Origin of the sequence: Nonomuraea sp. NPDC005730 (assembly GCF_040630865.1) — a bacterium.
GTDB lineage: Bacteria > Actinomycetota > Actinomycetes > Streptosporangiales > Streptosporangiaceae > Nonomuraea.
In genome coordinates this window covers 18,906-29,336 of record NZ_JBEXYK010000013.1, presented here as the reverse complement: position 1 = coordinate 29,336, position 10,431 = coordinate 18,906, and the positions used below count along the sequence as shown (strand labels likewise).

Annotated in this window: 14 protein-coding genes; 7 read left to right on the top strand and 7 right to left on the bottom strand. The window is 70.3% G+C overall.

The features are described 5' to 3' along the window. Positions 1-20 precede the first annotated feature (20 nt). Complete coding sequence (locus ABZ444_RS18225) at positions 21-239, top strand: EF-hand domain-containing protein (protein WP_357997728.1); 219 nt, start codon at positions 21-23, stop codon at positions 237-239. Positions 240-270: 31 nt separating this feature from the next. On the opposite strand, the gene ABZ444_RS18220 is transcribed toward ABZ444_RS18225, so the two are convergent. Further along, positions 271-654, bottom strand: coding sequence for a hypothetical protein (locus ABZ444_RS18220; protein WP_357997725.1), 384 nt, complete (start codon positions 652-654; stop codon positions 271-273). Positions 655-719: 65 nt separating this feature from the next. On the opposite strand from ABZ444_RS18220, the gene ABZ444_RS18215 reads away from it, so the two are divergent. Next, positions 720-1,262, top strand: coding sequence for a helix-turn-helix transcriptional regulator (locus ABZ444_RS18215; RefSeq protein ID WP_357997722.1), 543 nt, complete (start codon positions 720-722; stop codon positions 1,260-1,262). Positions 1,263-1,289: 27 nt separating this feature from the next. Here ABZ444_RS18215 and ABZ444_RS18210 read toward each other — a convergent pair whose 3' ends face one another. After that, the gene (locus ABZ444_RS18210) at positions 1,290-1,820 is read right to left on the bottom strand and encodes a hypothetical protein (RefSeq protein ID WP_357997719.1); all 531 of its coding nucleotides are present in this window, start codon (positions 1,818-1,820) and stop codon (positions 1,290-1,292) included. A gap of 358 nt (positions 1,821-2,178) precedes the next feature. On the opposite strand from ABZ444_RS18210, the gene ABZ444_RS18205 reads away from it, so the two are divergent. Next, the gene (locus tag ABZ444_RS18205; RefSeq protein WP_357997716.1) at positions 2,179-3,249 is read left to right on the top strand and encodes a twin-arginine translocation signal domain-containing protein; all 1,071 of its coding nucleotides are present in this window, start codon (positions 2,179-2,181) and stop codon (positions 3,247-3,249) included. Positions 3,250-3,520: 271 nt separating this feature from the next. Here ABZ444_RS18205 and ABZ444_RS18200 read toward each other — a convergent pair whose 3' ends face one another. Beyond that, a complete protein-coding gene (locus ABZ444_RS18200; protein WP_357997713.1) occupies positions 3,521-4,999 on the bottom strand; it encodes an alpha/beta hydrolase in 1,479 nt (492 codons plus the stop codon). 86 nt (positions 5,000-5,085) lie between these two features. Between ABZ444_RS18200 and ABZ444_RS18195 the strand changes: the two genes are divergently transcribed. Continuing rightward, a complete protein-coding gene (locus ABZ444_RS18195) occupies positions 5,086-5,661 on the top strand; it encodes a TetR/AcrR family transcriptional regulator (protein WP_357997711.1) in 576 nt (191 codons plus the stop codon). A 294-nt stretch (positions 5,662-5,955) separates the two neighbouring features. Here the strand turns inward: ABZ444_RS18195 and ABZ444_RS18190 are convergent, their stop codons facing one another. After that, positions 5,956-6,549 carry an NAD(P)H-dependent oxidoreductase gene (locus tag ABZ444_RS18190; protein WP_357997708.1) on the bottom strand — a complete coding sequence of 198 codons (594 nt, stop codon included), beginning with the start codon at positions 6,547-6,549 and terminating at the stop codon, positions 5,956-5,958. Positions 6,550-6,649: 100 nt separating this feature from the next. Here ABZ444_RS18190 and ABZ444_RS18185 point away from each other — a divergent pair, with 100 nt between their 5' ends. Continuing rightward, the gene (locus tag ABZ444_RS18185; RefSeq protein WP_357997705.1) at positions 6,650-7,366 is read left to right on the top strand and encodes a TetR/AcrR family transcriptional regulator C-terminal domain-containing protein; all 717 of its coding nucleotides are present in this window, start codon (positions 6,650-6,652) and stop codon (positions 7,364-7,366) included. A 111-nt stretch (positions 7,367-7,477) separates the two neighbouring features. On the opposite strand, the gene ABZ444_RS18180 is transcribed toward ABZ444_RS18185, so the two are convergent. Together ABZ444_RS18180 and ABZ444_RS18175 are read right to left on the bottom strand one after the other, a co-directional pair. Continuing rightward, entirely contained in the window at positions 7,478-7,711 is a 234-nt protein-coding gene (locus ABZ444_RS18180; RefSeq protein ID WP_357997703.1) for a hypothetical protein, read from the bottom strand. A 136-nt stretch (positions 7,712-7,847) separates the two neighbouring features. Then, on the bottom strand, positions 7,848-8,486 hold the full coding sequence (locus ABZ444_RS18175; RefSeq protein ID WP_357997700.1) for a CGNR zinc finger domain-containing protein: 639 nt from the start codon (positions 8,484-8,486) through the stop codon (positions 7,848-7,850). 75 nt (positions 8,487-8,561) lie between these two features. Here ABZ444_RS18175 and ABZ444_RS18170 point away from each other — a divergent pair, with 75 nt between their 5' ends. Together ABZ444_RS18170 and ABZ444_RS18165 are read left to right on the top strand one after the other, a co-directional pair. Beyond that, positions 8,562-9,311: a metallophosphoesterase gene (locus ABZ444_RS18170; protein WP_357997697.1), complete on the top strand. Its 750-nt coding sequence runs from the start codon at positions 8,562-8,564 to the stop codon at positions 9,309-9,311. Further along, positions 9,308-9,925, top strand: a complete 618-nt coding sequence (locus tag ABZ444_RS18165; RefSeq protein ID WP_357997694.1) for a LysE family translocator — start codon at positions 9,308-9,310, stop codon at positions 9,923-9,925. Before ABZ444_RS18170 ends, ABZ444_RS18165 begins: the two co-directional genes overlap by 4 nt. Before the next feature lie 172 nt (positions 9,926-10,097). Here ABZ444_RS18165 and ABZ444_RS18160 read toward each other — a convergent pair whose 3' ends face one another. Next, complete coding sequence (locus ABZ444_RS18160; RefSeq protein WP_357997691.1) at positions 10,098-10,310, bottom strand: hypothetical protein; 213 nt, start codon at positions 10,308-10,310, stop codon at positions 10,098-10,100. Between the last annotated feature and the right edge of the window lie 121 nt (positions 10,311-10,431).

Sequence of the window (10,431 nt, the reverse complement as noted above, 5' to 3'; positions counted from 1 at the left end):
CATCGAAGGAGAGGTCACCGATGCCAGACCTTGACGACCCGGCCGCCACGTTCAAGGAGTTCGACCGCGACCGGGACGGATACATCACCCGCGAGGAGTTCGCGCTCGCCATGAACGCGCGCGGCGAGGAGGTCACCGCGGCCGAAGTCGACTCGATCTTCCACTCCTCGGACGAGCACGACGGGGACGTGGACGGGCGCATCTCGCTGGCGGAGTTCCTGGTGGCCTGGAACAAGTGACGGCACACTCGCCCTGACCCGGCGGCCGGCGTCACCGGAGATGATCGGCCGCCCAGGTGCGGAACGTGCGAGGGGGACGTCCCAGCACCCGCTCGACGTCAGGGGTGAGCCGGGCGTTGCCGTCCCGCGCCACCAGCCGGGAGCCGTCGACCGCGACGTCGGCGAACTCGGCATCCATCCCGGCGGCGACCAGCTGCGTGCGGTAGACCTCCAGCGGCACGTCCACCGTCTCGACGGGCCGCCCGAGCGTCTCCCCCAGCATCTCGGCCATGTCCGGGACGCTGAGCAGTTCGGGCCCGGTCAGCGTGAGGACGGACCGCACGTGCTCGTCGGACGTCAGTGCCCGCACCGCCACCTCCGCGACGTCCCGCGGATCGACGACCCCCTGCCTGCCCTGGCCCGTCGTGTTCGGCACCGGCCGCCGGCCCGCGTACCCGTGCCTCGTACCACGTCGGCAAGGACCTGCCGTTCTGCCTGCGGTTGCGGCTGCGTCCCGGCGCCACCGGGCCGTTGCTCGGCGTCCCGGTGAGCGAGGTCGTGGACCGGGTGGTCCGCCTCGGGGACCTGTGGGGCGCCTCCTGCGATCCGCTGAACGCCGCCCTGAGGAACGCGGGTGGCGACCACGGCCTGGTGCTCCGGCATCTGGAGGCGGCGCTGCCGGCCAGGATCTCGACGGACGGGGCAAGGCGCGAACTGGTCCAGGCCGCCGTCCGGGCGCTGCGCGGTCGTCCGGGCGCACGACGCGAACCGCTGCCCGCGCTCGCCCGTCACCTCGCCGTCAGCGAGCGTCACCTGCGCGGCCTGTTCGCCGACGCCGTCGGCCTTTCGCCCAAACGCTACGAACGCATCGAACGCGTCCGCAAAGCCCTCGCCCTCGGTCGCGCCGACGGCCATTGGGCCGACCTGGCCACGGCCACCGGCTACTACGACCAGTCCCACATGACGGCCGAGTTCCGTACGTTGATGGGCGTCACCCCGGCCGCCTTCTTCCAGGGCCGCCTGCCCGCCCTCCAGCCCTGCTGACACGCCGGCGGTCGAAGTCGGCCAGGTTCACAGTGAGCCGATGCTCAGGGTGAGCGGGCCGGAGACGGCGGCAAGCCCTTGCGCGGTGAGACAGGCCTGAGGCTTCGTGCTGAACATGGTGAACGTGCCGGTCCACCGCGCTCCCGTGAACTCGCCGTCGACCACCACACCCTTGATCAGAACGAGGCTTTCGGCGCCGTTGAGTGAGACGGTGGAAGTGGAGGACAGCGTGCTGGTGTTGCCGTTGTTCCAGGTGATCCGCCGGCTCCCGGTCCTCGTGCCGGAGGTGCAGGAGAACGACCCTGTGGCCGAGAAGGTCGACGTGGCCTGGAAAATGGTGGGGTCACTGCTGGAGACGCACTCGATCAAGGGGGCCTTCCCGCTGACCGTGACCTCCCGGGGCTGGTCGGTGAGGCCGGGGGTGTAGGTCACCGTCTGGGAACCGGTGCACTTGGTGAACCCGATCGCGGCACGTGCGCCGGTCGCGGCCGGGACGAACATGGCGACGAGCATGGCGACGAGCATGGCGACGAGCAGCACAAGGCCGCCGATCGCCATCCCGGCGAACCGAGGCCCGTGTGAGGTGGACACGACCGGCGGAACGCCCTCGAGGATTGACATTCCCTCTCCTGCCTACGACGCGATGGCCACGGTTGCCGGACCTCACTTGTCCCGGGCCGGAAACCCACAGACCCGCTACTTACCGTTACCATACACAAACATTAAGTCAACTCTCCGGCTCAGGACGGCTCGGGCCGGAGTGGGAATGACGTGACGGAGGGCCTGGCGTCGGCGGACGATTCCGCCGTCGCTGTGGCGCGTGGCGGCTTGGCCGAGCGGGGGTCGCACGCACGAGGGTCGCCCTCGCCGGTCTTGCCGCGTGAGGTACGGCGGGTTTCGGGAGGCAGGTCAGACAGTGGTCACACGCAGAACATTCCTCGGCACCGCCACCGCGGCCGGTGCCACAACGCTGCTCGGCGGCAACCTCCTCCCCGCCGCACCCGGCACGGCTTCGCCGGATGCGATCGGACAACGGCCGGCACGCGACGCGATCCGCGCGGTCAACGCCGACACGCGGCGGAACTACGCCGCCCTGAAAGCCGACCTCGTCAACCGCCTGAGCCCGGTCATCGTCGTCCAGAACGACCATCGGGGTGGTCTGTACAGCCTCGTCTCGAACGGGCAGCCACTGGAGTCGCTACACCCGGTCGACGAGATCTTCGAACTGGCCAAGTCGATCGCCCACCTCCCGCTGGGCATCTTCACGATCATCGCCCCATACCTGCCCAAACACGTCCCGGCGTTCCAGAGCCCTCGGATCGATCCGCACGACCTGGACATGGTCGCGTCCAAGGGGCCGGGAGACGGCTGGATCCAGCCGCTCCAGGACGCCTCCGCCACGATCGACACGGCCCGGCGGCGACTCGGCGAGGCGAGACTTCCGGACGGCCTTCAGCAGTCGTGCGCAAGCATTCTCGACGGATCGCGCGACTTCATCGCGGACACCACACGAAGCCGCTCCTTCACCATGAAGTCCTTCGAGGACTACGCGGGCAGCGTGTACCCGAACATCCGCACCACCATGTACTGGGCGTCCAAAGTGCAGATCGAAGGCGTCGCGGACATCATGACCCGCTGGCGCGGACAACTCGGCGACGACGCCTGGAAGGGCCTGTACGTCGTCGTCTTCACGATCTGGACCACATCCTCCCTGAACCAGAACTCCATCATCATCAAGAAGTTCATGGACCCGGCACAGGCCGACACCCACCTGATCGACATATCCGCGGCCGAGATCCCCACCAAGCCGATCCCCGTCGCCCTGGACAACGTCGCCCGGATCGTGCAGGACAACATCGCCGCAGAGATGATCTTCTGTACCGACACGAAACTCGCCGACGCTCTCAAGGGCCCGGACGAGCTCCTGTCCGACGACATCCTGCGACTGCTCGGCCGCGCGCCCGGCGCGAAGGATCAGGCATGCTGATGCCCTGGCGGTCCGTCGGGCGACATCGTCGTGATCACTCCCGCGTGGCCCGCCGGCAGTATGGGGTCCGAAGGGACTGGGGACGCGCCGTTGTGACCTTGAAGACCTGGAAATCCTGACCCGGCTGCGCTGCCGCCCGCGCCATCTCGATCCTGCGGGCCCACTTCGTCCTGCAACTCACCGAAGAAGGCCGTTCGGCGTGGTTCTCGGCGACCACCTGGAGCAGTGCGACGACCCCACCAGCCAGCCGTCTCGGACGTGGCCGCGGTGCTCAGGTTCCGACGCTTGTGGCCAGGACGCGCCCAACGAGGACGTCGGTGAACCTGTCCGGCTGCTCGAACAGCGACCGGTGCCCCGCGCCGGGCAGGACGAGGCGTTCCTTGCGGGGCGCCACGAGTGTGGCGTACCAGTCGTCCAGCAGCCGGCTGCGTACCGGGACCTCGTCGGCGCCGTCGATGAAGTAGGCGGGGACGGCGAGCCGCGGGACGCGCGTCCGCAGGTCGAGGTCGCGGGCCCGTGGGTAGTAGCGATCGTAGGCGTCGAGGAAGCCGGTGACGAGGTGCACTTTGTCCAGCAAGGAGTATTCGGGCGCCGCCAGGCTCTCGTCGAGGCCGCCCTGTCCGTTCCCGGTCGCGTAGACCTTGCTCTCGGCGAGCAGCATCGGCTCGTAGCCGTACATGCCGGCATAGGGCGGGGGCCCGACGGCTTCCAGTGCGGCGGCGAGGTCGCGGTCGCGGTGGCCGCGCGCCCAGGCGAGGGTGTCGGCGTACTGGACGCGGTCGGCGGCGCCGGTGTTCACTGCCTGACCGACGCCGACGTAGGCGTGGAACAGCTCGGGCCGCCGTTGCACGGCGAGCACCGCGGGCAGGGTGCCCCCGGAGTGTGCCAGGAGGTAGATCCGGTCCTTGCCGAATCGGGTTTTGAGGTAGTTCGCGGCGGCGAGGATGTCGCCTGTCTCGCTCGCCGGGGTCAGCGTGGCGGTGGGTTCGAGCGTCGGGTAGGAACTGCCGCCGCCGCGTCGGTCGAGGGTGGCGACGACGACGTGGTCCTCCAGCGCGGACAGGTGCCTGCGCACCGCTCCGCGTTCGGCCGCGCCGGGCGCGCCGGGGAGGAACAACAGGACCGGCTTGGCCGTGTCCCGGCCGCGGATCATCAGCCCGAGCCGGTGGGAGCCGCTCGGGATGGCCGTCAGCTCGGCGACGGCACGCTCACCGGTGATCGGAGCGGTGCTCGCGGGCAGCGTGACGCCGATCGCCAGCGCGGCGACGATCATCGCGAGCACGCCGATCAGCGTCCGGCCGAGCCGACGCCGGACGCGCCCTGTGCCCGATCTTGATCGGGCAAGGCCGGCCCCTTGTTCTGATCGGGCAAGGCCGGCCCCTTGTCCTGATCGGGCAAGGCCGGCTCCGCAGGCGGCGCCGACGAGCATCGGAAGCAACGCGAGCAGCCCGTGCACGCCCCGCCCGGCGAGGAACGCGAGCACTCCGAACAGCCCACCCTGCGGCGCGTCGACGCTCGGCCCCTCCGCACCGATCCGGACGATCTCGAAGACCATGGCGAACACCGCCGGCGCCGCGATCATCGCCCATCGCGACCTGGCGAGGTATCCGGCGACCCCGCCCACGACCAGGCTGAGCCCGATGCTGGTCAGCGCCGCTGCCGGGGTCAGCGGGCCGCGCGGCGTACTCACCCCCGCGACCGCTCCCCACACCAGTGGTGCGAGTACGGGCGCCACCCTGTTCACCATCATCGCCACCCCTTTGCCTGTAGCAGGCGCTACATGCACACGAATGTAGCATGCGCTACATCCGTGGGTGAGACTGCTACGGTCGAGGCATGGATCGTCGTGCCGAGCTGGCCGAGCAGGTGCTGGACTACGTGCTCGAACACGGTCTCGTCGGGTTGTCGCTGCGTCCGCTGGCCACCGCCCTGAACACCAGCGACCGCATGCTGATCTACCACTTCGGCAGCAAGGAACGGCTCGTCGGCGCGGCCCTCGCGCTCGCGCAGCAGCGGCTTGCCGCGGCGGCCGAACCTCCTGGCGAGGCGGTGCGCAGCGTCGCCGACCTCGTCAGGCATCTGTGGTCCAGCCTCGCGCACCCGAGCGGCACGCAGACCACCCGGCTCTATCTCGACCTTTCCGTCCTCGCCGCCAAGGAGCCCGAACGCTGGAGTGCGGCCGTCGAACAACTGCGCGGGCCGTGGCGCGAGCCGTTGCGGGGCGGCCTCCTCGCCCTGGGTGTCGCGGCGGGCGAGGCGGAGCCGCTCGCCGACCTCATCCTCGCCACACTCGACGGCCTGGCGCTCGACCGCATGGTCGCCGCGGACCCGGCGCGCGCCGACAACGCGGCGGCGGCCTTCGCCGACCTGCTCGACCGCCACCCCGGCGGCGTCGGTGCAACGTCCACATAACGTGGGGTCCCGGCTCTGGCCGCCCCTGCTCAGGCGGCTTCCGACCCCGTAGCGCCCTGCGTCAGCCGCGTCGGGCGCTGCCTGGCGGATCGGCCCGACGGCTCCGTCGCCCCCGGCGGGGGTGGAGCGTCGGGAACGCCGGAACGCAGCGGGGTTTCGCGGACCAGACAGGCAACGGCGAAGACGGTCGCACCGAGAATGACGGTTCCGAGGAGCATGACGTGCAGGCCGTCGGTGACGGCCAGCCGTACGGCATCCGCCGTCTGTTGGGGAGGCCCGGGAGCTGGGCGGGGTTCAGGCGGCGTAGGGGCGGGCGGTCCTGGCATCGCGCAGCGAGTGCGCCCACCAGGCGAGCCGGTCCAGCATGACCTTGGCCGCGGCGTCGGCGGCCGGGTCGACGGCCTTGCCGTCGCCGTCGAACTGCGCCCAGGGATGCTGCAGGCCGACGCTGTCGCGGATGGTTACGGCGTGCAGTTCGGCCAGGACGAGCCGCAGTTGCTCCACGGCGCGCAGCCCGGCGGAGAAGGCGCCGTAGGAGACGAACGCGACGGGCTTGGCGTGCCACTCGGTGTTGTGCCAGTCGATGGCGTTCTTCAGCGCCGCCGGGAAGCTGTGGTTGTACTCGGGCGTCACGATGACGAAGGCGTCGGCCGCCGCCATCCGCGGTGACACGGCCGCCAGCAGGTCCTTGGCCTCCTGCGTGGCGGGCGGCTGCCCGAGTACGGGATAGACGGTCGGCAGCGGGGTCTCGATCAGGTCGATCAGGTCGGCGTTCATGTCCGCCCGCCGGGCCAGATGGTCCATGATCCAGCCGGCCACGGCGGGGCCGAAGCGGCCGTCACGGGTACTGCCGAGAAGGACGGCGATGTTGAGCATGTCGTTCCCCAATGTGTACAACGTATTTGTGAGAGACAATGTACGCACCACTGTGTACATTGTCTACTACTGATACGTTGTATCGGTCACGCCTGGAAGGGAGGCCCTGACTGTGGCCACGGATGAGAACGTGTCGTTGTGGGAACGGCTGGAGCGGCCCGCCCCCACGCCCCGCCAGGTGCTGTCGCCGCAGCGCATCGCCACGGCCGCCGTCGCGATCGCCGACGCCGAGGGCCTGGAGGCGGTCACCATGCGCCGCCTCGCGGCCGAGCTGAGCGTCGCCCCCATGGCGCCCTACCGCCACGTGTCCGGCAAGGACGACTTGCTGGAGCTGATGGTCGACCACGTCTACGGCGACCTGAGCCTGCCCGACGGCCTCGGCTGGCGCGAGAACCTGCGAACGCTTGCCGTGCGCACGCGCCGGCTGATGCTCGACCACCGATGGCTGGCCCAGTTGCCCCCGCAGGCCAAGCTCTCCCTCACACCTCGTCGGATGGCCGTGGCCGAAAAGGCCCTGGCGGCCCTCGACGGCCTGGGGCTCGACGCTGACGCGATGATGAGCGCCTTCCGTACCGTGGACGCCTATGTGCACGGCTCCATGAACTACGAGAGTGCCGTCAGCACCCTGATCGCCGAGCAGAACCTGTCCGACGGGGACGAACTGCGCGACACCCTCGCCCCGTTGATGATGTGGCACATGCGAACCGGCCGTTATCCCACTTTTCAGCGGTACCTGCACACAGCCGCCCGCAAGGATGACGCCCAATGGCAGTTCGAATTCGGCCTCGACTGCGTCCTCGACGGCATCGCCGCCCGCCTGGGCCTTTGAGAGGCGCGGCTACCGCACGGGAAGCCGTAGGATCGGCACGGCGATTCCGGCCAGCAGCCCCAGCGTCCCGGCGGCCAGCAGCACCCCCAACGGGCGCAAGCGCGACGCCGGTCAGCTTCTCCGGATTGCTGACCACATGGATCGCCTCGATCGCTCGCGCCCGATGAAGTGCGCCATCTCGTGGTGGCCGTACCCGAAGGCCTCGCTCAGCACGAACACCGCGCGTTCCACGGGGGAGAGCGTCTCCAGCACCAGCAGCATCGCCGTCGACACCGACTCCTTGAGCAGGGCGTTCTGGGCGGCATCCGCATCGGTCAGAATCGGCTCGGGCGGCCACGACCCCACATTGGACTCCCGCCGCACACGCGCGCTGCGCAGCCGGTCGATCGCCAGCGTGCAGCAGGCTGCGGTGCTCGGTGAACGCCCGCTCGATCGCCGGCTGGTGCGCCTCCGGGCGGTCTCGCAAGGAGATCCGAGGTGGTCAGGACCCGGGCAGCTCTCGGGCGGTCGTGACGCTGTGGCGCTGGTAGTGGCGTGCGGCCCGCGCGCGGTTACCGCATGACGGCTTGCACCACTCCTGCCGCCCGTGGCTCTTGACGAAGTAGCGTACGCAGCGCGGCGCGTTGCAGGCCCGCAACTGCTCCCGCCGCGGACCGCTCAGGAAATCGATGGTGGCCCGCGCCAGGGCCGCGATCAACTGGACGCCCGCATCGCGCTCGGTCGACAACACCGCCGTACGGGGTGTTCCGCTCGTGGGCCAGTCGAGTTGCGGGACGATCGCCTCACGGGCGGCAGCCGCGTTGAGATGCGCCAGCGCCTGCTCGACCGGCATCAGCCGGTGGGCGTCGGCCCGGCTCGGGGGCGCCGGGCTGACCGCCTGCGCGAACAGCGCCCGCACGGCCCGGCGGAGCCCGACGATCTCGCTCCTGAGCTCCTCCCCCACCGTGAGCTCTGCGACGTCGACGCGGCCGGCCAGCAACCCGGCCTGCTGCCGGATCCAGCCGGTCGCGCTCTGCGCCGTCGCCAGGTCGTCGGCGACACCGCCGTTGCCGTCGTGGCGGATCGTGCTCGCCAGTTCCAGTGCCGGCCAGCGCTCCACTCGAACCTCCCGGTTGCTCACGTCCTCTTCCGTCCCCTAGGGTCCCTAACGTTAAATCCCATTTAACCATTAGACAGCTTTTGGGAGGACCGCACGATGACGTTGCTCTTGGCCCAGATCAGCGACCTGCACCTCGACGGCACCGACAGGGCGACCCGGCGCGCCACCCAGGTCATGGACCACCTGAGGGCGCTACCCCGCCCGGTCGACGCCCTGCTGGTCACCGGTGACATCGCCGACCACGGCAAGGAGTCCGAGTACGAGCAGGCCGCCCAGATCCTGGCCGCCCCCTTCCCGGTGCTCACCTGCCCCGGCAACCACGACGTCCGCCCGGCCTACCGCAAGGCGCTGCTGCGACGGTCACCCGCGCCCGGCCCCGTCAACCGGGTGCACCACGTCGCCGGCACCGCCATCCTGATGTGCGACTCCACCATTCCCGGGCGCGACGAGGGCCGCCTCGACGCCGAAACCCTGGCCTGGATGCAGGCCACCCTCGACGGGCTCGCCCCGGACACGCCCGCGCTGATCGCCTTCCATCAGCCGCCCGTCGTGCTCCACCACCCGTTGCCCGACTCCGGACGGCTGGAGGCATCCGGCGACCTGGCCGCGCTGCTCGACGCCCATCCGCAGGTCGTCGCCGTGCTCACCGGCCACGCTCACACCGCGGCCGCCTCCACCTTCGCCGGTCGTCCCCTGATCGTCGCACCGGCCGTCACCTGGACCCTGCGCCTGCCGTGGGAGGGCGACCAGCCCGCCGACCGCGACCAACCGCCCGGCCTCGCCTTCCACATCCTGGACGACGACCACCGCCTCACCACCCACTTCCGCGTCGTGCTCCAGGCATGACTCACCCGTACGCGGTCCTTGGGTTCCTACTGGCGATCCTGCCCGTCATCGCCACTCCGGGCGCCAGCCTGACCCTGCTCATCCAGCACGTCACGGCCGGCGGTCACCGGCAGGCCCTGCCGATCATCCTCGGTACGGTCAGCGGCCTGTACGCCCACGCGACCCTGGCCATCGCCGGACTGTCGGCCCTGGTCATGCACTCCAGCCAGGCCTTCACCGTCGTCAAACTCCTCGGCGCGGCCTACCTCATCGGCCTCGGCCTGTGGACCTGGCGCTCCACCACCCTGCCCCCGCCTCCCAAGCTGACGGACCGGCCGGAACGTACCGGCTCCGTCTACACCCAGGCCCTGCTCGCGAACGTACTCAACCCCAAGGCGGCCTCCATCTACCTGACCCTGGTCCCGCAGTTCATCGTGCCCGGCCCTTCCCTCAACGGGCAGGTCCTCACCCTGGCCACCGCCCATGCCCTGCTGATAGCGGTGTGGCTGCTGACCTGGACGGCCCTTGTCCGCCGAGGCGCGCACATTCTGCACAAGGCCCGCTTCAAGCGGGCGGTCGGCAAGGTGACGGCGGTGGTGCTCGTCGTCCTCGGTGTCCGGGCCGCCACGACGTAGGCGAGGTCGCGGTCGGCGTCCGTGCAAGCTCGTGGCCCGCTCCGGCCGGTGGTTCCACGTGCATCGATGCCTCATGCGGGACGCACGGCCCGCCAGGATGCCCGCCGGGCCGGTTGCTGTATGAATGGTCGCGGCAAGGGGCAGGTGAGCGGACCGGGCCCTCCGACCTGCGTCACGCGGCCCCGTCGGCGGCTTCGGATTCCCGTTCCTTGACATCAGTCATCCGCTCCTGGCCGGATGTCCGGGGAACGATCACGCGTGCGATGGGCATCGATCTTCCAAGGCCCTTCAGGCGCGCTCGTGAACGCCCCTTCGAGAAGCCCGCCACCCACAGCACGGCGGCTTGGGGCGCCCCGCACGCGCCGACCGGACGGTCGAGCGTCATCCTCCGGGACGACGCCGTCGCGACCTCCGGAGGAGCCGGCCGAGACCCGGCGACGATGTGCGGGGCACCCCCGCGGCGGCAGATTGGGCCGGGTGAACACCTCTCCCCCACGAAACCGTCC

Bases quoted from the DNA above. Each gene is read 5' to 3' on its own strand.
- ABZ444_RS18225 (WP_357997728.1), top strand. From the start codon at position 21: ATGCCAGACCTTGACGACCCGGCCGCCACGTTCAAGGAGTTCGACCGC.
- ABZ444_RS18210 (WP_357997719.1), bottom strand. From the start codon at position 1,820: ATGGCGATCGGCGGCCTTGTGCTGCTCGTCGCCATGCTCGTCGCCATG.
- ABZ444_RS18200 (WP_357997713.1), bottom strand. From the start codon at position 4,999: ATGATGGTGAACAGGGTGGCGCCCGTACTCGCACCACTGGTGTGGGGA.
- ABZ444_RS18195 (WP_357997711.1), top strand. From the start codon at position 5,086: ATGGATCGTCGTGCCGAGCTGGCCGAGCAGGTGCTGGACTACGTGCTC.
- ABZ444_RS18170 (WP_357997697.1), top strand. From the start codon at position 8,562: ATGACGTTGCTCTTGGCCCAGATCAGCGACCTGCACCTCGACGGCACC.
- ABZ444_RS18165 (WP_357997694.1), top strand. From the start codon at position 9,308: ATGACTCACCCGTACGCGGTCCTTGGGTTCCTACTGGCGATCCTGCCC.
- ABZ444_RS18160 (WP_357997691.1), bottom strand. From the start codon at position 10,310: ATGACGCTCGACCGTCCGGTCGGCGCGTGCGGGGCGCCCCAAGCCGCC.